The following is a 25,129-nucleotide window of genomic DNA, read 5'->3' as shown; positions in this document are numbered from 1 at the left end:
TTCTCTCCATAAACCGCCCATGTCCGCTAAACAGGCGAGTTGTAGACTCTCTATCACACCATCTTGAACAAAATAACTCACTGAAATAGTCACGTATCTGGAAGTTAAATTAATGCCTCATTTCTTTATTGAACGTCCCATTTTCGCCTGGGTCGTGGCGCTTTTTATCGTCCTGGCGGGTGTATTGTCTATCCCCCGGCTGCCGGTTGCGCAGTATCCGGCGGTGGCACCGCCTGGGATTATTATTTCTGTCACCTACCCGGGCGCCAGCCCCGATATTATGAATACGTCGGTGGTGTCGTTACTTGAGCGCGAAATATCTGGCGTCGATAATTTGCTTTACTTCGAATCATCCAGTGACACAACCGGTTCTGCGTCTATTACCGTGACGTTTAAGCCCGGCACGGACATCAAGCTGGCGCAGATGGACCTTCAGAACCAGATTAAAATTGTGGAGCCGCGTTTGCCACAGGCGGTCAGGCAAAATGGCATCAACGTCGAGGCGGCCAATTCCGGTTTTTTAATGATGGTGGGGCTGAAGTCCGCAACCGGTAAATTTGAGGAAGCCGATTTAAGCGATTACTTTGCCCGGCATGTCAGCGACGAGCTTCGCCGCGTACCTGGAGTAGGGAAAATTCAGCTGTTTGGTGGCGAAAAAGCGCTGCGCATCTGGCTGGACCCGATGAAGCTTCATAGCTACGGACTTTCGGTGAGCGATGTGCTTACCGCCGTTGGCCAGCAAAATGCCCTGGTTTCGCCCGGAAAAACGGGAGATGAACCGGCATCTGAAGGGCAAGGCGTAACGTATCCGATCACCGTGAAGGGGCAACTCACTTCCGTAGAGGCTTTCAGTAATATAACTCTGAAATCAGAGGCGTCCGGCGCAAGGCTGAAGCTGTCCGACGTCGCGCGCATTGAGTCCGGCCTGCAAAGCTACGCTTTCGGTATCCGCGAAAATGGAGTTCCCGCAACGGCTGCGGCGGTCCAGCTATCGCCTGGCGCCAATGCGATGAGCACGGCTGCAGGCGTACGCGCACGCATCGACGAACTTTCTCAGGTGTTGCCGGAAGGAATGACGTTTACGGTTCCCTTCGATACCGCGCCTTTTGTGAAGCTCTCCATCATGAAGGTGGTGCAGACATTTGTGGAAGCGATGGTTCTGGTCTTCCTCGTAATGCTGCTGTTTCTGCATAAGATACGCTGTACGCTTATCCCGGCGATTGTTGCCCCCGTCGCACTGCTTGGCACCTTCACGGTGATGCTATTGAGTGGATACTCCATCAATATTCTGACCATGTTCGGCATGGTTCTGGCGATAGGGATTATCGTAGATGACGCTATTGTGGTCGTGGAGAACGTTGAGCGCCTGATGGAAGAAAAACAACTCTCTCCGCGCGACGCGACCCGGGAGGCCATGAAAGAAATCACGCCGGCAATTATCGGGATCACGCTGGTGCTTACCGCCGTCTTTATTCCCATGGGTTTCGCCGAAGGATCCGTCGGGATTATTTATCGACAATTTTGTATTTCCATGGCGGTATCCATACTGTTGTCGGCATTTCTTGCCCTCACGCTTACCCCCGCGCTATGCGCAACGCTACTTAAGCCTCACAGCGCAGCAAAGCACGTTGGTGGCAGGTTCGCGGCAGGGTTTAACGCCCGCTTTCGTACCCTCACGACGTGGTACGAATCCTGGCTGGGCGCGGTGCTGAGACGTACCGGGCGAATGCTGCTGTTGTATGTTGCGCTATGTGCTGCCCTATGTTTGGGGCTTTCTTCGCTGCCCTCGTCCTTTCTTCCGGATGAAGATCAGGGCTATTTTATGTCCTCAATTCAGCTGCCTTCCGATGCCACAATGCAGCGCACCCTGAGAGTGGTTAAAAAATTTGAAGAGGAAATTGCGGCCCGGCCGGATATTGAAAGCAACATTATGATTCTGGGATTTGGGTTTTCAGGCTCGGGACCGAATTCGGCCATGGCCTTCACCACGCTGAAGGACTGGAAAGATCGGCAGGGTACGACCGCACAGAATGAAGCCGACCATATACAGGCCAGCATGGCTAACGTCTCTGATGCCGTCACGATGAGCCTTCTCCCGCCGGCCATTTCGAATATGGGCACCTCCTCGGGCTTCACCTGGTACGTGCAGGACAGGGCGGGACTGGGCTACGAGGCGTTAAAGAGAGCGGCCGATGCGCTGGTTATGAAAGCTAATCAACGTCCTGAACTGAGTGACGTGTATATAGACGGTCTGCCGGAAGGAACAAGCCTGGCCCTTCAAATTGACCGGGAAAAAGCGGAAGCGCTGGGCGTTTCATTTGATGAAATCAACCAGACGCTCTCGGTCACCATGGGGTCGAACTACGTTAATGACTACACGAACAAGGGCCGCGTTCAGCAGGTCATTATTCAGGCCGACGCCCCTTACCGCATGCAGCCTGAGCAGATCCTGAAATTATCGGTAAAAAACCGTATGGGGCAGATGGTGCCAGTATCTACGTTTGCGACGCTTTCCTGGAACGTTGCGCCGCAGCAGTTGACGCGTTATCAGGGATATTCTGCTATCCGCATTACCGGCAGTGCGGCCCCGGGCAAATCCAGCGGCACTGCAATGAAAGCCATGGAGATGTTGTCACGGGATTTACCGCAGGGGATGGCCGGCGAGTGGGCCGGGAGCTCATTGCAGGAGAGAAAATCCGAATCTCAGCTCCCGGGTCTGATCGTTCTGTCGATACTGGTCGTGTTCATGGTGCTCGCCGCCCTGTATGAGAGCTGGTCAATTCCCTTTGCGGTCATGCTGGTCGTTCCCCTGGGGCTTATCGGTGCGGTGGTTGCCGTCTCCGTTGCGGGCATGACGAATGATGTTTTCTTTAAGGTCGGTCTTATCACCCTGATAGGCCTTTCCGCCAAGAACGCCATTCTGATTGTCGAGTTTGCAAGGCAACTCCACCGGGAAGGACAACCCCTGCTGGCGGCAACAATACAGGCCGCAAGCCAGCGTCTGCGCCCTATTCTGATGACATCGTTAGCCTTTACGTTAGGCGTGGTGCCACTGATGCTGGCGCGTGGCGCGAGTGACAGCACGCAGCACGCTATCGGCACCGGGGTGTTTGGCGGCATGATCAGCGGCACGCTTCTCGCGATCTTTTTCGTCCCGGTATTCTTTATTGTCGTTGCGCGTTTCGTTGAAAACGCCAGGAAAGTGTGAATACCGCTGATGGATCGCGGAACCTTGCTGGTTGGATGAGGCGAAGCTGCTGCCGGGTGATATACTGGACGAATGCTGAAATTTTGAGCCCCCGCCAGCCCGCGCCTCGCCTTTTGGGGCATTCCTCTTCGGAGATCGACGAGAAATATCGTGACACAAGGGGCCGTGAGTGGGCTATAATTTCGAGCTAATTTCGAATGATTTTGAAATACTGCCTGTAACGCTATGAATTACAAGGCAAAATAAGCAATGAATATAAGGATTAAAGCTATGGGTTTTCTTTCCGGTAAGCGCATTCTGGTGACTGGCGTTGCCAGCAAACTGTCCATCGCATACGGCATCGCACAGGCAATGCATCGCGAAGGCGCTGAGCTGGCGTTCACCTACCAGAACGACAAGCTGAAAGGCCGTGTTGAAGAGTTTGCCGCGCAGCTGGGTTCCAGCATTGTTCTGGAATGTGACGTTGCACAAGACGAAAGCATCGACGGCATGTTTGCTGAACTGGCAAAAGCATGGCCGAAATTCGACGGTTTCGTTCACTCCATCGGCTTCGCTCCTGGCGACCAGCTGGACGGCGACTACGTGAACGCGGTAACCCGTGATGGCTTTAAAATCGCGCACGACATCAGCTCCTACAGCTTCGTTGCAATGGCGAAATCTTGCCGCGCAATGCTGAACCCGGGCGCAGCGCTGCTGACCCTGTCCTACCTGGGCGCAGAGCGTGCTATCCCTAACTACAACGTTATGGGCCTGGCGAAAGCATCTCTGGAAGCCAACGTCCGCTACATGGCGAACGCAATGGGTCCAGAAGGCGTGCGCGTTAACGCCATCTCTGCTGGCCCTATCCGCACCCTGGCGGCGTCCGGCATCAAAGATTTCCGTAAAATGCTGGCACACTGCGAAGCGGTTACCCCGATTCGTCGTACCGTTACCATTGAAGATGTGGGTAACTCTGCTGCATTCCTGTGCTCTGACCTTTCCGCAGGTATCTCCGGCGAAGTGGTTCACGTTGACGGCGGCTTCAACATCGCTGCAATGAACGAGCTGGAAATTAAATAAGCTGTGGCTCTCTTCCCGCACGGGAAGAGAGCTTTCCCCCTCCGCACTCCCCTTCGTTATTCCGTTCTGCTATTTGTTATCACCTAACAATATTTTTCCCTTTATCTGCCTTACGCCAGGATATTGATCGCCATTTTGAGATCAAGGAACGCCCATGGAACAACGCCGTTTTTCCGGCAAAGGCCACTGGTATCACGAAACCCAGTCAAACCACGCGCAGCCGGATGTGCTGCCCCTGGTGCCCGAAGCCGCTAACGTCGACGATCGTTTTTTGCTCGATTTAGCCCTGCCAGATGAGATTGTCGCCGCCTGTACCGGCTGGCTTGCTCCTGCCAGATCCTTATGTCACCAGCTGTTCCCGCTCTCACTTCCCGTAAACCGCCTGCGAACGCTTAGCGCCTACGATCGGTTAAGTACCGCGCTGACGGTGGCGCAGGCCTGCGGCGTTCAGCGGCTGTGCAACCACTACGCCGCCCTCCTCGCCCCGCTGCCGGGCCCTGACTCCTCCCGCGAAAGTAACCGACGGCTGGCGCAAATCACGCAGTACGCCCGCCAGCTCGCCAGCTCACCTGACGTCATTGATGATAAGGCGCGAAACCAGCTTGATGAGGTAGGTCTGTCTATCTATGACGTTGTGGTAATTAACCAGATAATCGGCTTTATCGGTTTTCAGGCGCGCGTGGTCGCCGTCTTTCAGGCACTGCTCGGCCATCCCGTCCGCTGGCTGCCGGGCCATCATATTCAGCCGCACACCCTGCCAACGTCCTCCGACGCGTGGATCTCGCTTCTGCCCGTGGTCGAGCTTCGCTATGCCAGTGCACATCAGCTTGAGTCCCTCTCCCGCTGGCAGGCAGAGCCCACGCTTGAGGCACTGACGCCGGTCCTGTGCCATGAACCGACCTTGCTCGATCTGATGGGGGAGATCCTGATAAACAGCCGGGAAACGGTTTCGCTGCCTCCTCCGGCGCTTTCGGCAGCAGCCGAATTGCTGACACGCTCGCCGGACCGCTTCAGCGCCGCACAATTTACCCCGCTCACGGAAGAAGGACTTACTGCCGTTCAGGCGATCAACCTGCTCAGCCAATGCGCGCTGGAGGGCTGGCTCAATCGACTAAAAGTCGCGTCCGGCAAAGCGGAATAACCACACTCTTTCCCCAAAGAGCGCTTGCTGTAGCAGTGAGAATCGCGTAAAACTGTCAGCCGCTCAATGGCTACGAAAATAGAACATTATGTTTCAGGACAACCCGCTGCTAGCGCAGCTTAAACAGCAACTGCATTCCCAGACGCCGCGTGCAGAAGGGGTCGTGAAAGCCACGGAAAAGGGCTTTGGCTTCCTTGAAGTTGACGCGCAGAAAAGCTACTTCATTCCGCCACCGCAGATGAAGAAAGTGATGCATGGCGATCGCGTCATGGCCGTCATCCATACCGAGAAGGAACGTGAATCCGCCGAGCCGGAAGAACTGATCGAGCCGTTCCTGACCCGCTTTGTGGGCAAAGTGCAGAGAAAGGACGATCGTCTTTCTGTCGTGCCGGATCACCCCCTGCTGAAAGATGCCATTCCCTGCCGCGCCGCCCGCGGCGTTGAGCATGATTTTAAAGAAGGTGACTGGGCCGTGGCAGAAATGCGCCGTCATCCTCTGAAAGGCGACCGCGGTTTCTATGCTGAACTGACCCAGTTCATCACCTTTGGCGACGACCATTTCGTCCCGTGGTGGGTCACGCTGGCGCGCCATAATCTTGAAAAAGAAGCGCCGAACGGCGTGGCAACTGAGATGCAGGATGAAGGCCTGGCGCGCCGCGATCTTACCGCGCTGGAGTTTGTCACCATCGACAGCGCCAGCACAGAAGATATGGACGATGCGCTCTACGCTGAAGAGAGCGCCGATGGCAAACTGCATTTGACCGTCGCCATTGCCGATCCAACCGCCTGGATTGTGGAAGGCAGCAAGCTGGACGAAACGGCGAAAATCCGCGCGTTCACCAACTACCTGCCGGGCTTTAACATCCCGATGCTGCCGCGCGAACTGTCTGACGACCTCTGCTCGCTGCGCCCAAATGAGGTGCGCCCGGTTCTCGCCTGCCGCATGACCATTGCCGCAGATGGCACGATTGAAGACGATATCGAATTCTTTGCCGCCACCATCGAATCCAAAGCCAAGCTGGCCTATGACAATGTCTCCGACTGGCTGGAAAACACCGGCAGCTGGAAACCTGAATCCGATGCTATCGCGGCACAGATTCGTCTGCTGCACCGCATCTGCCTGAACCGCGGCGAGTGGCGTAAGACTCACGCCCTGGTCTTCAAAGATCGTCCGGATTATCGTTTTGTTCTCGGTGAAAAAGGCGAAGTGCTGGATATCGTGGCCGAGCCGCGACGCATTGCTAACCGCATCGTCGAAGAAGCGATGATTTCCGCCAACATCTGTGCCGCGCGCGTGCTGCGCGACAGGCTGGGCTTCGGTATTTACAACGTTCATACCGGATTCGATCCGGCCAATACCGAAGCGCTCGCGGCCCTGCTGAAGAATCACGATGTGCATGTTGATCCGGAAGAAGTGCTGACACTGCCGGGCTTCTGCAAGCTTCGCCGCGAGCTGGACGCTCAGCCGTCCGGTTTCCTGGATAGCCGTATTCGCCGCTTCCAGTCCTTCGCGGAAATCAGCACCGAGCCAGGCCCGCACTTTGGCCTCGGTCTGGAAGCCTACGCCACCTGGACCTCCCCGATCCGTAAGTATGGCGATATGGTTAACCACCGCCTGCTGAAAGCGATTATTAAGGGCGAAACCATTGCCCGTCCTCAGGACGACACGACCCTACAGATGGCCGAGCGACGCCGTCTGAACCGCATGGCGGAACGTGACGTCGGAGACTGGCTATACGCGCGCTTCCTGCAGGATAAAGCCGGTACCGATACCCGCTTCGCGGCAGAAATTATTGATATCAGCCGCGGGGGAATGCGCGTACGTCTGGTGGATAACGGTGCGGTCGCCTTTATCCCTGCCCCGTTCCTGCACGCCGTTCGTGACGAACTGGTCTGCAGTCAGGAAAGCGGCACCGTGCAAATTAAAGGCGAGACGGTTTACAAAGTCACTGACGTGATTGATGTAACTATCGCTGAAGTTCGCATGGAAACCCGCAGTATTATTGCGCGCCCTGTCGCCTGATAACCTGCTCAATTGTCGGTCATTTCCGTTCAGAAAGGCCGACAATTTTCTCCCTGTCTTTCCCCTCGCAAAAGCATCATTTTTCTTACTTTTTCGGCCCCAGCCCGCCCAAAACAGCCATAATTATCTACAGTTAAAGAGTGCTGTCCTGTTCGGGCACGTGGATTTTATACGCTCAGCATTTTTATCTGCCTGATGCGTTTTATTATAAAAAAGCTCAGAAAAACAATACTTTCACTGCGGCTTTGCCGCTATTTTCAACGGAAAAGTCGACGACTAATGAATAATTTGTTCGCTAATGCGTCGCGGCGGGAGAAATCATGATCGACGAACTTGAGCAAAATTTGCTGTTTCGTTACATGGGTACTCACAGCCCGTGGTGGCGATTGTCGGCTGACAGCAACGCTCTGCACCTTGCCGCCAGCGAAAATGCTGACGTGACTCAGGAGATCGTACTGGATGATGAACAGGCCGCACAGATCCGTCAGCTAACGGTAATGACCACCAGCATTTCCCTGAACCTCTCTCTTTACGGCGAGCAAGTTCCCGTCCATCTTGTCGGACGCAAAATCACCCGAAACGAGTGGGCCGGAACGGCTTCCGCCTGGAACGATACGCCCTCCGTGGCACGCGATCTGGCTCAGGGACTCTCCTTTGCGGAACAGGTAGTTTCTGAAGCGAATTCCGTCATTGTCATTCTCGATCAAAACGGCAATATCCAGCGCTTTAACCGCCTGAGCGAAGAGTATACCGGTCTGAAAGAACATGAAGTCATTGGTCAAAACGTGTTTGAACTGTTCATGAGCCGCAGCGAAGCGGCAGCCTCGAAGCGCAACATTGCGGGTTTCTTTCGCAACGGCAGCTCCTACGAAGTCGAACGCTGGATTAAAACGCGAAAAGGGCAACGCTTGTTTCTGTTCAGAAATAAATTCGTTCACAGCGGCAGCGGTAAAAATGAAATTTTCCTTATCTGCTCCGGGACCGACATTACCGAAGAACGACGGGCACAGGAGCGCCTGCGCGTGCTGGCCAATACCGATACCATCACCGGCCTGCCCAACCGCAATGCGATCCATGAGCTGATTTCAGACGCCATCAATAGCCGCGGCGATACGCAGGTTGGCGTGGTTTACCTCGACCTCGATAACTTTAAAAAGGTTAACGATGCCTACGGGCATATGTTCGGCGATCAGCTCCTGCAGGCGGTTGCACTTGCCCTTCTGAGTTGTCTGGATGAAGGGCAGGTTTTAGCGCGGCTCGGCGGCGATGAGTTTATCGTTATGGCCACCAATACCTCTCAGGGCTCGCTGGAAGCGATGGCGTCGCGTATTCTGACCCGCCTGCGCCAGCCGTTCAGAATCGGTCTCATTGAGGTTTACACCGGTTGCTCCCTGGGGATCGCCCTCGCGCCGCAGCATGGGAACGATCGGGAAAGCGTGATTCGCAATGCCGACATCGCCATGTACACCGCCAAGGAGAATGGCCGTGGCAAATTCTGCGTCTTCTCCCCCGAGATGAACCAGCGCGTGTTTGAGTACCTGTGGCTGGACACCAACCTGCGTAAAGCGCTGGATAACGATCAGCTCCTGATCCACTACCAGCCGAAAATGACCTGGCGCGGCGAAGTCCGAAGCCTTGAAGCGCTGGTCCGCTGGCAGTCGCCCGAGCGCGGGCTGATCCCCCCTCTGGAATTTATCTCTTATGCCGAGGAGTCCGGTTTGATTGTGCCGCTGGGTCGCTGGGTGATGCTTGATGTGGTTCGCCAGGTGGCAAAATGGCGTGACAAGGGAATTAACCTGCGCGTGGCCGTGAACGTCTCTGCACGTCAGCTGGCCGACCAGACGATTTTCAGCGAGCTAAAGCAGGCGCTTAAGGATCTGCATTTTGAGTACTGCCCTATCGACGTTGAGTTAACCGAAAGCTGTCTTATCGAAAACGAAGAGCTGGCGCTCTCGGTGATCCAGCAATTCAGTCGGCTCGGGGCACAAATTCATCTGGACGATTTCGGTACCGGCTACTCCTCCCTTTCCCAGCTGGCGCGTTTTCCTATTGATGCCATTAAACTCGATCAGGCTTTTGTCAGAGATATTCACAAGCACTCTGTCTCCCAGTCTCTGGTACGCGCCATTGTCGCAGTGGCGCAGGCGTTAAACCTGCAGGTGATTGCCGAAGGGGTGGAGAACGCAAAAGAAGATGCCTTTCTGACCAAAAACGGCGTCAACGAACGGCAGGGTTTTCTTTTCGCTAAGCCGATGCCCGCTGCCGCATTCGAGCGCTGGCTAAAACGATATCAAGCGCGACAACAGCGTTAACGTCATACAGAGGTTCACTTTCGTATAGGTAATTTCGTTATGGCGTTTTTTCCCTTCTCTTTTGAACCTATTTTCTGCATCATTGAAATTATTAACTTTTCGCTCCTGGGGAGAGATGATGTCTACTATTGATCCACAAGCTGTAGCACAACGTATTGATACCGTGCTGGATATCCTGGTGGCGGGTGATTATCACTCTGCAATCCGTAATCTCGAGATCCTGAAGTCTGAACTTCTCGCTCAGGATGGCGCTGACAATGCCCCCGAAAACCGACAGCCTAAAGCGCCGTGGGAAGTCTAAACCCACTGTCTCAGACCTCGTTTCGCTTTATTAATTGGATGCTATGAATTCCCGACAACAACTCATTTTGCAGATGGTCATCGATCAGGGGCGCGTAAGCGTCGTTGAGCTGGCTAAAACCACCGGCGTTTCAGAAGTGACCATCCGTCAGGATCTTAATCTGCTGGAAAAACAGAGCTACCTGCGCCGTGCGCATGGCTATGCCGTGCCGCTGGACAGCGACGACGTTGAGACGCGCATGATGAATAACTACGCGCTCAAACGAGAACTGGCAGAATTTGCCGCATCGCTGGTAAACCCTGGCGAGACGGTCTTTATTGAAAACGGCAGCAGCAACGCCCTTCTGGCACGTACGCTCGCCGAACAAAAAGACGTTACCATCATCACCGTCAGCAGCTATATCGCCCATTTGCTCAAAGAGACGCGCTGTGAGGTGATTTTGCTGGGCGGCATTTACCAGAAAAAAAGTGAGAGCATGGTAGGCCCGCTAACCCGGCAGTATGTCCAGCAGGTTCATTTCAGTAAGGCGTTTATCGGTATTGACGGCTGGCAGCCGGAGACAGGCTTCACCGGCCGGGATATGATGCGATCTGACGTTGTGAATGCCGTTCTGGAAAAAGAGTGTGAAGCCATTGTGCTGACCGACAGCTCTAAATTTGGCGCCGTTCATCCTTACACCATGGGTCCAGCCTCACGCTTTAGCCGCGTAATTACCGACGAAAGGTTAAGCGACGAACATCGTAATAAACTGGAAGATGACGGTCTCATTGTCGATATTATTAAAACGCCCGCCTGAGTCCATTTGCGCCCGTATTCCGGGCGCATATGCCCCCTTCGTCTGAGAGGATTCCTATCCATCCTTTAAGAGTTTTTACCTGTTTAACCTGCCGTAAAGTCGTAAAATTAATGTTAGCGATATAACAGGAAGTGACTATCACCTGCGTGATTACGTAACGCCTGCGCGACCAGCTTTCACGGAAAAAAGAATTGAGTATTCATTTTGACTATACTTAATGTGTACATCTTTCCGTGAATCGATAATTCAGGAGAAAGTATTATGACCTTAACCAGCAAAAAATTAGCCGCCGCTGTTCTGGCAATCACTGTAGCAATGTCCCTGAGCGCGTGCTCTAACTGGTCTAAACGTGACCGTAACACCGCAATTGGCGCCGGTGCTGGTGCGCTCGGTGGTGCAGTATTAACGGATGGTAGTACGCTGGGTACATTAGGCGGCGCTGCTGTCGGTGGTATTATCGGTCACCAGGTTGGCAAATAATTATTCTATCAGCCTTCCCGTTAAGGCGATTTAGCATCGCATTTCAGGTCTGACTAACGCACGTATATAGCACGAGCCACGGCATTTGCCGTGGCTTATTTATTTTAGCCGCCTGCCAGTTTAACTTTCATGCCTTTGGCTTCAAGGAGCGATTTAATTAAATCGCGTTTATCACCCTGAATTTCGATAATGCCGTCCTTCACGGCACCGCCGCAGCCACATTTTTTCTTCAACTCTGCTGCCAGCTTGTTCAGCTCCGCATCATCCAGATCAATCCCGGAGATCAGGCAGACCCCCTTTCCTTTTCGCCCGCTGGTCTGACGCTTGATACGAACAATACCGTCACCTTTCGGACGTTCTGCTTTCGTTTTCGGTTCGTCTATGCGCCCGCTTTCCGTCGAGTAGACCAGCCGACTGTTGGAATCAGTCATTGCGCCCCCTTTTTCAGTGATGCGTTGATAGCCTTAAGCGTCTCCGCCGGGTTCGCAGACTGCGTCACCGGCCGGCCGATAACCATGTAGTCAACGCCTGCTGCCAACGCCTGCTCAGGCGTCATAATGCGTCGCTGATCGCCCACGTCGCTGCCAGCAGGACGAATGCCTGGCGTGACCAGTTTAAAATCTTTGCCCAATTCTGACTTAAAGCGTACCGCTTCCTGCGCGGAGCAAACGACGCCATCGAGACCACAACTCTGCGTCAGACGCGCGAGTCGCTCGGCGTGCCCGGCAGGTGACAACGTCACGCCAAGGTCGCGCAAGTCGCTGTCGTCCATGCTGGTCAGCACGGTAACCGCAATCAGTAATGGCGCATCGTTGCCGAACGGCAGGAGTGCTTCGCGAGCGGCTGTCATCATTCTCGCCCCGCCCGACGCGTGGACGTTGACCATCCATACCCCCAGTTCCGCAGCGGCGGCAACCGCGTGCGCCGTGGTGTTCGGGATATCATGGAATTTGAGATCGAGGAAGACATCGAAACCGCGCTGCTGCAGATCGCGGACAATTTGCGGTCCAAACAGCGTGAACATCTCTTTACCAACTTTCAGACGACAATCGCGAGGATCGATGCCGTCGACAAAGGCCAGCGCTGCGTCACGCTTATTGTAATCAAGCGCAACAACAACAGGAGAATCCGTAATAACGCGGGAAGTGGAGGAAGTAACAGACGTCATGACCAGCCCTTTTCGTCTATGGGCGCGCAGCGGCGCGGAACAGATAAACGGCCTGCATTCTACCTGCCGTCGCCGCAAAATGACAGAATCCATTTATGCCCCTGCCAGGCCAGCAAGCCGCACGGTGTTGAGAAAGCAGTAAAAGCCGTCAGTATGTTGTAACTAAAATGAAGGCTTTTAAAAAAATTACTGCCCATCCAGGCCGCGAATTGGCTTGATGGTAGACCAGGCCCGGCAGGACGGACAATGCCAGTAGAGCGTGTAGGCGGTAAAACCACACTTCTGGCAACGGTAGCGCGGCTTGCTGCGCACCTGCTCGCCAACCATGTCGCGCAGCACCATCAGGCTCTCTTTCGCGCGCCCTTCTTCCGCATCGTTCAGATGGTAGTCCATCAGCTTGTGGAATACGCGCATCGTGGGATGACGCTGCAGCTGACGGGTAATATAAACCTGTGCGGTGTCGCTCCCCTCATACTGCTCAACCACGTCAGAGAGCATCAGCTCAGCGGTCGCGCCGGTATTCTCTTCCACGCAACGGCGCAGAAATGCCACCCACTCTTCCTGCTTGTCCAGCTGTTGATAGCAGGTTTGCAGCATTTCAAGCGTTTCGCTGACCAGCTCTTTGTCCTGGTCAATCACCCGCATCAGGCTTTCAACGGCTTTAGCATAGTCGCCGCTGGCCATAAAAACGCGCCCCATCATGATAGAGATACGCGCGCTATTGCGGTCCGCGGCGGCACCTTTCTTCAGCAACGCCATGGCTTTGTCCATGTCGTCGTTGCCCATCTGCTGAAGGGCAAGCTCGCAGTAGAAATGCGCAATTTCAACGCGCTGCTTGTCTTTGCCCAGCTTCACCAGACGCTCGGCCGTATCAATGGCTTTCTGCCAGTCGCTGGTGGCCTGGTAAATCTGCAGTAACTGCTGCAACGCGCCGATACGGAAATCCGTTTCATCCACCAGCTGTGTGAACATATCTTCAGCGCGATCGTACAGCCCCGCGGCCATATAGTCTCGGCCCAGCTGTTGTACCGCCAGGAGACGTTGTTCGTAGGTCAGGGAGGCGCTTTCCATCAGAGTCTGGTGGATACGGATAGCGCGGTCAACCTCGCCGCGCGAGCGGAACAGGTTACCGAGAGTGAGGTGGGCTTCGACGGTCCCCGTATCCTCTTTCAGCATATCGAGGAACAGGTCTACCGCTTTGTCCTGCTGATTGCTCAGGAGGAAGTTCACCCCCGCAACGTAGTCGCGGGAGAGTCGGTTAGCCTCATCCTGTTTCGTTTGTTGCGCACTTCTGCGGCCCATATACCAGCCATAGGCTGCGGCTACAGGCAAAAGCAGAAACAACAACTCCAGCATAGTCGATTATTCCTTCACGACCGGCACACCTGAACTTTCCGGCATGTCGGACGCAGGCGCAATGTGCTGTTCAAGTCGTTTAATTTTACGTTCAGCGCGCGCAAGAGAAACACGAACTTTCAACCAGAAAAGACCGCAAACCAGCCAGCCGATGGCAAAGCCTGAAGCAAATAAGACCGCCAGCAGGCTGGAGACCCGATACTCACCCTGCGCCAGCAGATAGTTAAACGTCACCTGTTGATCGTTTTGTGCACCCAATGTGACTGAAATGACAAAAATCGCCAATACCAGTAAGAAAATGAGTAAATATTTCACATTACTTCCCGTTATGTGGTTCAAGCGAATAAAGTGTGTTCAACTCACCGCAATCAGCCTTATAAACTACCATTTTAGCGACGGGCGCGAAACGGAAAAAGTAACGCGCACGTCATGGATTTATGGGCAAAATGCACAATATCAACCGTCAGGCGTCGCTTTGCTCCCTTTCGGCGATCTCTTCTTTCTCTTCAGGTGGTGGCGTGAGCGGGCCGCAGAACCGTTCTGCAAGCCAGGTTGCCAGCGTCACCAGCATCCAGGAGATCAGCGTAGCGACCACCAGATCCCGCGGCCAGTGCATTCCCAGCAGCAAGCGGCTGCCCATCACCCCTGTCGCCCAAACCAGTAAAATCGCGATGGTCATGGTGCGACGTCGAGGCCAAAGCAGCCCAACGCCCAGCAACGCCCAGCTGGCTGCAAACATCGTATGGCCGGAAGGAAACGCGAATCCCGTCTCTTTTTGCCAGTGCTTACGCAGGAACTTTGGAATATCTTCCTGTTCTGAAAGCTGTTCTTTCACCAGCGCGCCGCGATCTTTACGCTTTAAATTGTAGAACTCATCCACCGGAACATGGTGCGCTTTTTCCAGCCAGACGACAAAAGGTCTGGGCTCCTGAACATGATCCTTCACCCAGGACTTCACGCCCTGTCCAATAACGATCGCGCCACCGAGGATAGCAAAGAGCATCAACGCCGCGCGCAGTCGAAAGCGCAGGCACCACAAGAACCAGCCGCAGAGGATAACGTGGGTAATAATTCCCCATGGCTGCGTGACCGTCTCCGTTACCCAGTATAACGTTTTCAGCCACGTGGCATTCTGCCCCGGCTGCCACATCCAGCCGGAGACCCACACGGCCAAAGGCATAATCAGTAAAATGGCCGCGCCTGCTGCCGTACGTCTGGCGATTGAAAGCATGTCTTCTCCTTTTTCGCTAAGCCTCACAATCATAACTGAAATTCATTCGATGGGTGGATATGTCGGATCGTGCGTTTAACGTTCATATAGCATGGCGCCCATTAGGCGAACGTGCTGAGCTTGTGGCAAAATGGACAAATACAGAAAGCAAAACAGGCGCAAGGCACGAAACGTGTCAGCCTACTCTGGAGAATCACATGCAGCTTAAACGTGTGGCAGAAGCCAAACTGCCAACCCCATGGGGCGATTTCCTGATGGTGGGGTTTGAAGAACTGGCAACCGGACAGGATCATGTCGCGCTGGTCTACGGCGACATTTCAGGGCAGACGCCGGTGCTGTCCCGTGTCCATTCGGAGTGTCTGACCGGCGACGCGTTGTTCAGCCTGCGCTGTGATTGCGGTTTCCAGCTCGAAGCTGCCCTTACCCATATTGCCGAAGAAGGCCGCGGCGTGCTGCTCTATCACCGTCAGGAAGGTCGTAACATTGGTCTGCTGAATAAAATCCGCGCTTACGCGCTGCAGGACCAGGGCTACGATACGGTGGAAGCCAACCACCAGCTCGGTTTTGCCGCCGATGAACGTGATTTCACCCTCTGCGCCGATATGTTCAAGCTGCTGGGCGTGGACGAGGTTCGCCTGCTGACCAATAATCCCAAAAAGGTGGAAATCCTCACCGAAGCCGGGATCAACATCGTCGAGCGCGTACCGCTGATTGTCGGCCGCAACCCGAAAAATGCCCACTATCTCGATACCAAGGCGGCTAAAATGGGACATCTTCTGAAAGAGTGAAAGTAAAAAGCCCGGCACAGATGCCGGGCTTTTTTTATCAATCCAGCATTTTACGAATCACATAATGTAAAATGCCGTCGTTCTGGTAATAGGTCAGTTCGGTTGCCGTATCAATACGACACCGGCATTCCAGTACCTCGCTTTTCCCGTCTCCTCGCGTAAGCTTCACCGGCACCGTTTTGCCCGGCTGCAGATTTTGCAGGCCGCTAATATCAATCTGCTCTTCCCCCGTCAGGCCCAGCGTTTTGCGCGTGACGCCCTGTGGGAACTCAAGCGGCAGGATCCCCATACCAATCAGGTTCGAGCGGTGAATACGTTCAAACGACTCGGCGATAACCACGCGAACGCCAAGCAGTCGCGGACCTTTCGCCGCCCAGTCACGACTGGAGCCGGAACCGTACTCTTTCCCGGCGATCACCGCCAGCGGCGTACCTTCCTGCTGATATTTGACGGCTGCGTCATAAATCGACACGACTTCCGTCCCCGGAAGATGGCGCGTCATCCCCCCTTCCACGCCCGGAACCATTTCGTTACGAATGCGGATGTTGGCAAACGTCCCGCGCATCATTACTTCATGGTTACCGCGGCGCGATCCGTAGGAGTTAAAATCGCGGCGCTCCACGCCCCGGCTTTGCAGATAACGGCCCGCCGGGCTGTCGGCTTTGATGCTCCCCGCCGGAGAAATATGGTCAGTGGTGACGGAATCCCCCAGCATCGCCAGTATGCGCGCCCCGTGAATATCCTGAAGCGGTGCAGGCTCGGCCAGCATTTCATCAAAGAACGGCGACAGGCGGATATAGGTGGAATCGTCCTGCCAGTCATAGGTGTCCGAGCCCACAACGTTGATGGCTTTCCATTCCGGCGTGCCTTCAAACACTTCCGCATACTCTTTGCGGAACATCTCGGTGGAGACCTTTTCAACGGCCATCGCAATTTCACGTGAGGACGGCCAGATATCTTTCAGATAGACCGGCTCATTCTTGCGGTCGTGACCAATAGGATCGGTAGCCAGGTTGATATTCATGTTCCCGGCGAGCGCGTAGGCCACCACCAGCGGCGGCGAAGCGAGCCAGTTGGTTTTCACCAGCGGATGAATACGTCCTTCAAAGTTACGGTTACCGGAAAGGACTGCGCCAACCGTCAGATCGCCCTGCTTGATCGCCGTTTCAATAGGTTCAGGCAGCGGGCCGGAGTTACCGATGCAGGTGGTACAGCCATAGCCCACGAGGTTAAAGCCCAGCTCATCAAGATACGGCGTTAGCCTGGCCTGCGCCAGGTAATCCGAGACCACTTTGGAGCCCGGTGCCAGGGAGGCTTTGACCCAGGGCTGTGGTTTCAGTCCCAGCTCAACCGCTTTTTTAGCCAGCAGGCCGGCAGCCATTAATACGCTGGGGTTTGAGGTGTTGGTGCAGGAGGTAATGGCGGCTATGACAACCGCGCCGTCCGGGAGCTGATACTGATGTCCGTTCAGAACATAGTCGATTGGGCGATGGTCCTTCTTCGCCACGTTAACTTCCAGCTCGTTGCTTGCGGCAAACGTTTTTGGCACGTCGCTTAACGCTACGCGATCCTGCGGACGTTTCGGACCGGCGAGGCTCGCCTCAACGCTTCCCATGTCAAGCGCAAGCGTGCTGGTAAATACCGGCTCATCCCCCGGATTGCGCCACATGCCCTGCGCTTTGGTATACGCCTCCACCAGCGCCACCTGCTCTTCGCTGCGTCCGCTCAGGCGCATGTACTCCAGCGTGACGTCATCAATGGGGAAAAATCCGCAGGTTGCACCATATTCTGGCGCCATGTTGGCGATGGTCGCGCGGTCAGCCAGCGGCAGCGAATCCAGCCCGTCACCGTAAAATTCAACAAATTTTCCCACCACACCATGCTTACGCAGCATCTGGGTTACGGTGAGCACCAGATCGGTGGCGGTAATGCCTTCAGACAGCTTCCCGGTGAGCTTAAAGCCCACAACATCAGGGATAAGCATGGAGACCGGCTGACCGAGCATGGCGGCTTCCGCTTCAATACCGCCGACACCCCAGCCCAGCACGCCGAGGCCGTTAATCATGGTGGTGTGGGAATCTGTACCCACCAGCGTGTCCGGATAAGCCACCCACTCTTTGTCCTGCAATTCACTCCAGACGGCTTTACCGAGATATTCAAGGTTAACCTGGTGACAAATACCGGTGCCGGGTGGAACCACGCTAAAGCGGCTGAACGCCTGCTGACCCCACTTCAGGAAGACGTAACGCTCGTGATTTCGCTCCATCTCGAGACGCACGTTCTCGCCAAAGGCATCGTCATCACCGAAGTGGTCAACGGTTACGGAGTGGTCAATCACGAGGTCGACGGGTGAAAGCGGGTTCACTTTAGCCGTATCGCCGCCGAGGCGTTTAACCGCCTCACGCATGGCGGCGAGATCCACCACGGCAGGAACGCCGGTGAAGTCCTGCATCAGGACCCTTGCCGGGCGGTAGGCAATTTCTCTGTCGGCATGGGCATTCTTAAGCCACCCTGCCAGCGCCTGAATATCGTCGAGGGTAACGGAGTCACCGTCCTGCCAGCGCAATAGATTTTCCAGCAAAACTTTCAAGGACTTGGGTAAACGCGAAATGTCCCCAAGCGTTCTGGCAGCCAGCGGCAGGCTATAGTAGTGCCAGGTTTTATTTTCTGCCTGTAACGTGTCCTTACTGGCTTCGCGTAGGGTTAACGACATAAGCTCCTCCTTAATTACAGAGATGTCCTGACAATCATCAGGGCCGTAATTAAAGATAACACAAAGATGTCGTAACGTTTTGATAACAACCCAAATTGATAAATTTAGGAATGGTCCAGAGGAGGGTAAAACAAAAAACCCCGCCGCAGCGAGGTTTTATGATTTAGTGGACGGCCAGCCAGATGAGCTGACTCCAGAACAGAATCGACAGGGTAAAAACGCCGATCCATGACCAGTATTTTTGAGACATCATGTTATTCATCATAGGGACACCAGGCATTATTTATTAAACATTCCGAGGCAGGTCCTCGTGCTATATTGCTGATGTGTATTTATTAAAGAGTACAAAGGCGCATAGTCATTATTCAGACTAACTGCATCATTACGCAATAAACTAAATTATTGTTTTTTGGGTTCGTCTTCCGCGAACACATCAATAAAAGCCTGCTGCTGCGGCGTCAGTTTCCAGGATGCTGGCACTGCTGTTGCAGGCGCTTTGCGTCCCTTGTGAACAGTGTCATGATGCTGACACATCCGCTTTGCCGTTTCTGTACGTACCGTCACTGCCATATTCAACCCCAATATTTCCAGGCCAGGAGAGCAACCATCACCCAGAACAGGGCGGAAACGAGAAAGACCGCCAGCCAGGCTTTACGCTTGAGCGCAGGATCCCTTTGCGGTTCTTCACTTCCTGAAGGCATTGCTAACCTCATACAATCGATATCGCTTATCATTTAGGACCAAACAATTGGTACAATTAATCATCTGTTGAGATAAATCCTAAAGAAACTTTAGCCGAAAAGCCAGTGAATTTACGCATCAAGAGGCATGAAATATTCAATCTTTTGACCAGAAATAAATATTTGAAAAGAAAAATTTGCGTAGCCGTTAATTAGTTTCTATTTTTGTCGCCAATTCACGACATTAAAGCCACACAAATTAAAAGGATAATGACAATATATGGCAGGGGAAGTGCAGATGATGATAATTCTAATTTAGCTTTAAGCCGATATTTCGGTATCTTTCCCTCAGGGAAAGATACCGGGTGTGATTATTTTTCGGGGAGTTTGATATCTTTAAACATCTCTTCGATATCTTCATTTGATCGTAATGCCACGGCGGTATCCACCACGTCACGCGTTAAATGCGGTGCAAAGCGCTGAATAAAATCATACATATAGCTTCGCAGGAAGGTACTGCGGCGGAAGCCAATTTTTGTCGTGCTGTGGCTGAAAATATCATGCGCATCAAGACGCACCAGGTCAGGATCTGACACCGGGTCGACCGCCATGCTGGCGATCACCCCTACCCCCAGGCCAAGCCGTACATAGGTCTTTATGACGTCTGCATCGGTGGCGGTAAAGACAATCCGCGGCGTTAACCCGGCCCGGTTGAAGGCGGTATCAAGCTCAGATCGTCCGGTGAAGCCAAACGTGTAGGTGACCAGAGGATATTGCGCCAGCTCTTCGATTGACACCGACCCTTTGCCCGCCAGCGGATGATCCGGGGTCACCACAATGGAGCGGTTCCAGTGATAGCACGGCAGCATGACCAGATCGTCATACAGATGGAGCGCTTCCGTCGCGATGGCAAAATCTGCATTGCCCTTCGACACCGCCTCCGCAATTTGCGTCGGCGATCCCTGGTGCATATGCAGGGAGACGCGCGGATAACGCTCGATAAAGCCCTTGATAACGCCCGGTAGCGCATAGCGCGCCTGGGTGTGCGTCGTGGCAATATACAGCGAGCCTTTATCCGGCCAGGTATGTTCCCCCGCCACAGACTTAATCGCATCGACTTTGGAAAGGACTTCCCGCGCAATACGGATGATTTCCTGCCCCGCTGGCGTCACCTGGGTAAGGTGCTTACCACTGCGGGCGAAAATCTGAATACCTAATTCATCCTCCAGCATGCGAACCTGCTTGCTGATGCCCGGTTGCGAGGTATATAGCCCCTCGGCGGTAGAAGAGACATTAAGGTTGTGATTCACCACCTCAACGATATAACGAAGCTGTTGTAATTTCATGCCAGACCATCCGATTTAGCGCACGCGGTCAATCGCTTAAGACTATTTGATAATAAAAAAAGGGTTAACTATAACCACTATATCACTTATAGCCTGACTGTATAGTACGGAACAAAAAATAATAATAAGGTAATAAAAAAGGGCCGGAAGTCCGGCCCTTTCACGGGTAAGCTACAGTTAAGAAAGATTATTTCTTGCCTTCAACCCATTTGCCATCGACAAAGAAGGCGGACCATCCGGTCGCTTTACCCTCTTTCTCTGCCGCAACGTACTGCTGCTTCGTTTTACGGCTAAAACGGACCACCGTCTTATTGCCTTCAGGATCCTGCTGTGGCGCATCGGCCAGATAACGCAGCTTCTCAGGCAGACGATCGCGGAAGCGATGCAGCTCTTCCACCAGCGGGGCGCGCGTTTCACGCGATTTCGGGAAGGTGTTGGCGGCCAGGAAGACACCTGCGGCACCATCACGCAGCACGAAGTACGCGTCGGATTTTTCACACGGCAATTCTGGCAGCGGAACCGGATCTTCCTTCGGCGGAGCAACCTCACCATTGCGCAGAATTTTGCGCGTGTTCTTACACTCGTCGTTGGTGCAGGCCATGTACTTACCGAAACGCCCCATTTTCAGGTGCATCTCAGAGCCACACTTCTCGCACTCCACAATCGGGCCGTCATAGCCTTTAATGCGGAACTCACCCTCTTCGATCTCATACCCGTCGCACGTTGGGTTGTTACCACACACGTGCAGCTTACGTTTAGGATCGATCAGATAGCTGTCCATCGCCGTGCCGCATTTTTTGCAGCGGCGTTTCGCGCGCAGGGCGTTGGTTTCCGCATCATCACCTTCCAGCACGTTGAGAACTTCGTTCTCCGGAACCAGGTTGATGGTTGTTTTGCAGCGCTCTTTTGGTGGCAGCGCATAGCCTGAACAGCCAAGGAACACGCCCGTTGTCGCAGTACGGATCCCCATCTTGCGGCCGCAGGTCGGGCAGTCGATGCTGGTCAGAACCATCTGGTTAGGCAGCATGCCGCCCTCTTCAGGATCTTTCTCCGCTTTCTCAAGCTGGTTGGTAAAGTCGCTGAAGAAGCTATCGAGAACCTTCTTCCACTCCGCCTTGTGACTGGCCACTTCGTCGAGGCTGTCTTCCATCTGCGCGGTGAAGTCGTAGTTCATCAATTCGCGGAAGTTAGCTTCCAGACGGTCAGTGACAATCTCACCCATTTTTTCGGCATAGAAACGGCGGTTCTCTACGCGAACGTAACCGCGGTCCTGAATGGTCGAGATGATTGACGCGTAGGTTGACGGACGGCCAATCCCGCGTTTTTCCAGCTCTTTAACCAACGACGCTTCACTAAAGCGCGCAGGCGGCTTGGTGAAGTGCTGGGCCGGAACCAGGTCGACAAGCGACAACTCGTCGCCTTTGTTTACCGCAGGCAGCGTACGGTCTTCATCACCTTTACGCAGTGCAGGCATCACTTTCGTCCAGCCGTCGAAGCGCAGGATACGACCGCGTGCTTTCAAACGGAAATCGCCCGCACCGACGGTCAGCGTAGTGGAATCATATTTCGCTGGCGTCATCTGACACGCGACAAACTGACGCCAGATCAGCTGATACAGCTTCTGGGCGTCGGCTTCCATATCCTTCAGCGACTCGGCTAAAACAGAGACATCAGAGGGACGAATCGCTTCGTGCGCTTCCTGAGAATTCTCTTTGCTGGCGAACTGGTTGGCGCTTTCCGGCAGGTATTTTTTACCGAAGTTATCGCTGATGTAGCCGCGCACCATGTTCACCGCGTCCTGGCTCAGGTTCGTTGAGTCAGTACGCATGTAGGTGATGTAACCCGCTTCATACAAGCGCTGGGCCATCATCATGGTTTTCTTCACGCCGTAACCCAGACGGGTGCTCGCCGCCTGTTGCAGTGTGGACGTGATAAACGGCGCGCCAGGCTTGCTGCTGGTCGGCTTATCTTCGCGTTCCAGTACCTGATAGCGCGCTTTTTCCAGCAGCGCCACGGCGGCCATGGTCTGATCGCGGTTTTCAGGACGGAAAGGCTTATCGTTGTGATGGCTTACCTGCAGCGGCAGCGCATCACCGCCCGGGGTGGTGACATTGGCGTCAACTTCCCAGAACTCTTCCGGCACGAAGGCTTTAATTTCGCGTTCACGCTCAACGACAAGACGCACGGCTACAGACTGCACGCGTCCTGCAGACAGGCCGCGGGCAATCTTTTTCCACAGCAGTGGAGAAACCATGTAGCCCACAACGCGGTCCATAAACCGACGCGCCTGCTGGGCGTTCACACGGTCGATATTCAGCTCGCCCGGCTTCTCAAACGCCTGACGAATCGCATTCTTTGTAATTTCGTTAAACACTACGCGGCTGTAGCGTTTGTCATCCCCTCCGATCACTTCCCGCAGGTGCCAAGCAATGGCTTCCCCTTCGCGGTCAAGGTCGGTTGCGAGATAGATGTGGTCTGCTTTTTCAGCCAGCTGCTTCAGCTCGTTAACGACTTTTTCTTTCCCGGGCAGCACTTCATATTGTGCATCCCAGTTGTGCCATGGGTTAACACCCATGCGGTTGACAAGCGCGCTACGTTCATCCTTTTTAGGCTTTTTAGCCCCTTTGGTGGAGGTAGAGTCTGCGCTCTTTTTGCTGGCTGAGCCACTGGTCGGCAAATCGCGGATGTGACCAACGCTGGACTTAACCACGTAGTCATTACCCAGATACTTATTGATCGTTTTGGCTTTTGCCGGGGACTCAACGATGACGAGAGCTTTACCCATATTCACCTTTACCTAATTTAATTCTTCCAGGAATACGCCGCACGTTGATTTCCCTTCCGCTGACGACGAGCCAATGATATTGCGACTGCGTCAGGGGATATCAACCCCTATGTCTTACCGAACGTCAGAATGGCGACATCCAGGTCATTGAGTTTTCGGGTATTTTTCTCACATCTCGTATAATTCGTGACGAATTCCCGGTCGAATGTCAAGCAATTCTGTTGCCAGAATGACGAAAGCGCACACTCTACCTGATAAAATTCGTTACGCAACTTTATTAGCATGCAAAAGCAAATCCCGCCAACCTGCCCTCTGCATCTTATCCCCTCACATTACAGGGAAAATTTGCCCCCAAAGCGCCCCCGGCGTAGACTATTGTCACTGTTTAAGGAGTGGATTATGCAGAATACGACCCAACCCATTGACCGAGCCTCTCTGCTTATCGAAGCAAACAAGCTTATTCGTGACCATGAAGATACGCTGGCAGGCATTGAAGCCACCGGCGTTGAGCAACGTAATGGCGTGCTGGTTTTCAGCGGCGAATACTTCCTTGACGAGCAGGGGTTACCGACCCCGAAAAGCACTGCCGTGTTTAATATGTTTAAATACCTGGCGCATACGCTTTCAGAGAAATATCACCTGGTCGATTAATGCAAAACGCGAGGCATATGCCTCGCGTTTTTGTTTACAGCAGCGGTTTTTGTCCGCGCTGTAGCCAGCGAAGCAGCAGGCGGTCCGCGCTTTCCGCTGCACTGTTGGTAAAGCGGTCCATCAGCCGTTTGCGCTGTGTAAAGCGCACGCCTACCAGTTCCCGGCCTTCCATCAGGTTGAGCAGCAGGTCATCACTGGTGCCCACTTCATCCACCAGCCCTTTTTCCTGCGCCTGGATGCCGTACCAGTGCTCACCGGTCGCCACCTGTTCAATATCCAGCGTTGGGCGCATGCGATGTACGAAGTCTTTAAAGAGATGGTGAGTTTCATTCAGATCTTCACGGAATTTTTGGCGCCCCTCTTCCGTGTTTTCCCCCAGCAGCGTCAGGGTGCGTTTGTACTGACCCGCCGTGTGAAGTTCGATATCAATCTCTTTATTTTTCAGGAAGCGGTTAAAGTTAGGGATCTGTGCGACCACGCCAATGGAACCTATGATGGAAAACGGCGCCGCAACGATTTTGTCCGCCACGCAGGCCATCATATAGCCGCCGCTCGCCGCGACTTTATCTACCGCCACGGTAAGTGGGATCTGCTTCTCGCGCAGGCGCTGCAGCTGTGAAGCGGCCAGCCCGTAACCGTGTACCACCCCGCCCGGGCTCTCAAGACGCACCACCACCTGATCCTGCGGCGTTGCCACGGCCAGAACCGCAGTCACCTCTTCGCGCAGCGAAGCGACTTCATGCGCATCCATGCTGCCTTTAAAATCGAGCACATAGACGCGGGGTTTTGCGTCGCCCTGCGGCGTCTCGAGCTTTGCCTTCGCCTTCGCGGCTTTGGCTTCCTGCTTGTGTTTTTTCTTCTGGGCTTTCAGCCACAGCTTCTGCTGATGGCTATCGAGCAGCGAGAGGGACATCTCTTCCTGCATCTCTTTATACTGCTCGCTCAGGCGGGTGATGCGTAACTCCCCACGCTGACGCTTGCGCTGCGTCAGGTTGACAATCAGAACGGCAACCATGGCAATGGCAATCACCACCGTCGCGATTTTGGCCAAAAACAACCCATATTGAGAAAGTAATTCCACGCGTTCCACC

Annotated in this window: 22 protein-coding genes; 10 read left to right on the top strand and 12 right to left on the bottom strand. The window is 54.0% G+C overall.

Annotated elements, in window-relative coordinates; all coding sequences use genetic code 11:
* Positions 1-112: 112 nt before the first annotated feature.
* The 8 genes from A6013_RS08230 (at position 113) to osmB (ending at position 11,320) form a co-directional block, all read left to right on the top strand.
* On the top strand, positions 113-3,208 hold the full coding sequence (locus tag A6013_RS08230; protein ID WP_069732850.1) for a multidrug efflux RND transporter permease subunit: 3,096 nt from the start codon (positions 113-115) through the stop codon (positions 3,206-3,208).
* 270 nt (positions 3,209-3,478) lie between these two features.
* On the top strand, positions 3,479-4,267 hold the full coding sequence (gene fabI, locus A6013_RS08225) for an enoyl-ACP reductase FabI (protein WP_003856831.1): 789 nt from the start codon (positions 3,479-3,481) through the stop codon (positions 4,265-4,267).
* Between the two features lie 154 nt (positions 4,268-4,421).
* Entirely contained in the window at positions 4,422-5,408 is a 987-nt protein-coding gene (locus A6013_RS08220) for an oxidoreductase (protein ID WP_069732849.1), read from the top strand.
* 88 nt (positions 5,409-5,496) lie between these two features.
* Entirely contained in the window at positions 5,497-7,431 is a 1,935-nt protein-coding gene (locus A6013_RS08215; RefSeq protein ID WP_045260657.1) for an exoribonuclease II, read from the top strand.
* Positions 7,432-7,751: 320 nt separating this feature from the next.
* Positions 7,752-9,743 carry a cyclic di-GMP phosphodiesterase gene (gene pdeR / locus A6013_RS08210; protein WP_028013393.1) on the top strand — a complete coding sequence of 664 codons (1,992 nt, stop codon included), beginning with the start codon at positions 7,752-7,754 and terminating at the stop codon, positions 9,741-9,743.
* 118 nt (positions 9,744-9,861) lie between these two features.
* Entirely contained in the window at positions 9,862-10,044 is a 183-nt protein-coding gene (locus A6013_RS08205) for a hypothetical protein (protein ID WP_041909652.1), read from the top strand.
* A gap of 43 nt (positions 10,045-10,087) precedes the next feature.
* A complete protein-coding gene (locus A6013_RS08200; protein ID WP_041909650.1) occupies positions 10,088-10,840 on the top strand; it encodes a DNA-binding transcriptional regulator YciT in 753 nt (250 codons plus the stop codon).
* A 261-nt stretch (positions 10,841-11,101) separates the two neighbouring features.
* A complete protein-coding gene (osmB, locus tag A6013_RS08195) occupies positions 11,102-11,320 on the top strand; it encodes an osmotically-inducible lipoprotein OsmB (RefSeq protein WP_008501216.1) in 219 nt (72 codons plus the stop codon).
* A gap of 104 nt (positions 11,321-11,424) precedes the next feature.
* On the opposite strand, the gene yciH is transcribed toward osmB, so the two are convergent.
* The 5 genes from yciH to pgpB form a co-directional block, all read right to left on the bottom strand.
* Entirely contained in the window at positions 11,425-11,751 is a 327-nt protein-coding gene (gene yciH / locus A6013_RS08190; protein WP_069732848.1) for a stress response translation initiation inhibitor YciH, read from the bottom strand.
* Positions 11,748-12,488, bottom strand: coding sequence for an orotidine-5'-phosphate decarboxylase (pyrF, locus tag A6013_RS08185; RefSeq protein ID WP_045260660.1), 741 nt, complete (start codon positions 12,486-12,488; stop codon positions 11,748-11,750). Before pyrF ends, yciH begins: the two co-directional genes overlap by 4 nt.
* A 186-nt stretch (positions 12,489-12,674) precedes the next feature.
* Entirely contained in the window at positions 12,675-13,844 is a 1,170-nt protein-coding gene (lapB, locus tag A6013_RS08180) for a lipopolysaccharide assembly protein LapB (RefSeq protein WP_041909646.1), read from the bottom strand.
* Positions 13,845-13,850: 6 nt separating this feature from the next.
* Positions 13,851-14,159, bottom strand: a complete 309-nt coding sequence (locus A6013_RS08175; protein ID WP_069732847.1) for a LapA family protein — start codon at positions 14,157-14,159, stop codon at positions 13,851-13,853.
* 148 nt (positions 14,160-14,307) lie between these two features.
* Positions 14,308-15,075, bottom strand: a complete 768-nt coding sequence (gene pgpB, locus A6013_RS08170) for a phosphatidylglycerophosphatase B (RefSeq protein WP_028013400.1) — start codon at positions 15,073-15,075, stop codon at positions 14,308-14,310.
* Between the two features lie 197 nt (positions 15,076-15,272).
* Between pgpB and ribA the strand changes: the two genes are divergently transcribed.
* Positions 15,273-15,863, top strand: a complete 591-nt coding sequence (gene ribA / locus A6013_RS08165; protein ID WP_028013401.1) for a GTP cyclohydrolase II — start codon at positions 15,273-15,275, stop codon at positions 15,861-15,863.
* Between the two features lie 37 nt (positions 15,864-15,900).
* Here the strand turns inward: ribA and acnA are convergent, their stop codons facing one another.
* From acnA to topA, 6 genes are all read right to left on the bottom strand, one after another.
* Positions 15,901-18,576, bottom strand: a complete 2,676-nt coding sequence (acnA, locus tag A6013_RS08160; protein ID WP_069732846.1) for an aconitate hydratase AcnA — start codon at positions 18,574-18,576, stop codon at positions 15,901-15,903.
* A gap of 163 nt (positions 18,577-18,739) precedes the next feature.
* Positions 18,740-18,838: a small membrane protein YmiC gene (gene ymiC / locus A6013_RS27540; protein WP_032644994.1), complete on the bottom strand. Its 99-nt coding sequence runs from the start codon at positions 18,836-18,838 to the stop codon at positions 18,740-18,742.
* 137 nt (positions 18,839-18,975) lie between these two features.
* Entirely contained in the window at positions 18,976-19,146 is a 171-nt protein-coding gene (locus A6013_RS27270; RefSeq protein WP_032644881.1) for a hypothetical protein, read from the bottom strand.
* A 2-nt stretch (positions 19,147-19,148) separates the two neighbouring features.
* A complete protein-coding gene (locus tag A6013_RS08145; protein WP_213743510.1) occupies positions 19,149-19,289 on the bottom strand; it encodes a YmiA family putative membrane protein in 141 nt (46 codons plus the stop codon).
* 338 nt (positions 19,290-19,627) lie between these two features.
* Complete coding sequence (cysB, locus tag A6013_RS08140) at positions 19,628-20,602, bottom strand: HTH-type transcriptional regulator CysB (RefSeq protein ID WP_028013403.1); 975 nt, start codon at positions 20,600-20,602, stop codon at positions 19,628-19,630.
* A 187-nt stretch (positions 20,603-20,789) separates the two neighbouring features.
* Positions 20,790-23,387: a type I DNA topoisomerase gene (gene topA, locus A6013_RS08135; RefSeq protein ID WP_041909639.1), complete on the bottom strand. Its 2,598-nt coding sequence runs from the start codon at positions 23,385-23,387 to the stop codon at positions 20,790-20,792.
* 399 nt (positions 23,388-23,786) lie between these two features.
* Between topA and A6013_RS08130 the strand changes: the two genes are divergently transcribed.
* Positions 23,787-24,038: a YciN family protein gene (locus A6013_RS08130; protein WP_003856804.1), complete on the top strand. Its 252-nt coding sequence runs from the start codon at positions 23,787-23,789 to the stop codon at positions 24,036-24,038.
* 34 nt (positions 24,039-24,072) lie between these two features.
* On the opposite strand, the gene sohB is transcribed toward A6013_RS08130, so the two are convergent.
* Positions 24,073-25,119, bottom strand: a complete 1,047-nt coding sequence (sohB, locus tag A6013_RS08125) for a protease SohB (RefSeq protein WP_069732845.1) — start codon at positions 25,117-25,119, stop codon at positions 24,073-24,075.
* Between the last annotated feature and the right edge of the window lie 10 nt (positions 25,120-25,129).

The sequence above is a fragment of the Enterobacter sp. IF2SW-B1 genome, from assembly GCF_001743375.1.
Lineage (GTDB): Bacteria > Pseudomonadota > Gammaproteobacteria > Enterobacterales > Enterobacteriaceae > Enterobacter > Enterobacter bugandensis.
This window is presented reverse-complemented; position numbering and strand designations above follow the sequence as displayed.

Bases quoted from the DNA above. Each gene is read 5' to 3' on its own strand.
- A6013_RS08200 (WP_041909650.1), top strand. From the start codon at position 10,088: ATGAATTCCCGACAACAACTCATTTTGCAGATGGTCATCGATCAGGGG.
- fabI (WP_003856831.1), top strand. From the start codon at position 3,479: ATGGGTTTTCTTTCCGGTAAGCGCATTCTGGTGACTGGCGTTGCCAGC.
- A6013_RS08220 (WP_069732849.1), top strand. From the start codon at position 4,422: ATGGAACAACGCCGTTTTTCCGGCAAAGGCCACTGGTATCACGAAACC.
- yciH (WP_069732848.1), bottom strand. From the start codon at position 11,751: ATGACTGATTCCAACAGTCGGCTGGTCTACTCGACGGAAAGCGGGCGC.
- ribA (WP_028013401.1), top strand. From the start codon at position 15,273: ATGCAGCTTAAACGTGTGGCAGAAGCCAAACTGCCAACCCCATGGGGC.
- topA (WP_041909639.1), bottom strand. From the start codon at position 23,387: ATGGGTAAAGCTCTCGTCATCGTTGAGTCCCCGGCAAAAGCCAAAACG.
- pgpB (WP_028013400.1), bottom strand. From the start codon at position 15,075: ATGCTTTCAATCGCCAGACGTACGGCAGCAGGCGCGGCCATTTTACTG.
- osmB (WP_008501216.1), top strand. From the start codon at position 11,102: ATGACCTTAACCAGCAAAAAATTAGCCGCCGCTGTTCTGGCAATCACT.
- A6013_RS08205 (WP_041909652.1), top strand. From the start codon at position 9,862: ATGTCTACTATTGATCCACAAGCTGTAGCACAACGTATTGATACCGTG.
- lapB (WP_041909646.1), bottom strand. From the start codon at position 13,844: ATGCTGGAGTTGTTGTTTCTGCTTTTGCCTGTAGCCGCAGCCTATGGC.
- A6013_RS08215 (WP_045260657.1), top strand. From the start codon at position 5,497: ATGTTTCAGGACAACCCGCTGCTAGCGCAGCTTAAACAGCAACTGCAT.
- pyrF (WP_045260660.1), bottom strand. From the start codon at position 12,488: ATGACGTCTGTTACTTCCTCCACTTCCCGCGTTATTACGGATTCTCCT.
- A6013_RS27270 (WP_032644881.1), bottom strand. From the start codon at position 19,146: ATGGCAGTGACGGTACGTACAGAAACGGCAAAGCGGATGTGTCAGCAT.
- A6013_RS08145 (WP_213743510.1), bottom strand. From the start codon at position 19,289: ATGAGGTTAGCAATGCCTTCAGGAAGTGAAGAACCGCAAAGGGATCCT.
- A6013_RS08130 (WP_003856804.1), top strand. From the start codon at position 23,787: ATGCAGAATACGACCCAACCCATTGACCGAGCCTCTCTGCTTATCGAA.
- ymiC (WP_032644994.1), bottom strand. From the start codon at position 18,838: ATGAATAACATGATGTCTCAAAAATACTGGTCATGGATCGGCGTTTTT.
- cysB (WP_028013403.1), bottom strand. From the start codon at position 20,602: ATGAAATTACAACAGCTTCGTTATATCGTTGAGGTGGTGAATCACAAC.
- A6013_RS08230 (WP_069732850.1), top strand. From the start codon at position 113: ATGCCTCATTTCTTTATTGAACGTCCCATTTTCGCCTGGGTCGTGGCG.
- pdeR (WP_028013393.1), top strand. From the start codon at position 7,752: ATGATCGACGAACTTGAGCAAAATTTGCTGTTTCGTTACATGGGTACT.
- acnA (WP_069732846.1), bottom strand. From the start codon at position 18,576: ATGTCGTTAACCCTACGCGAAGCCAGTAAGGACACGTTACAGGCAGAA.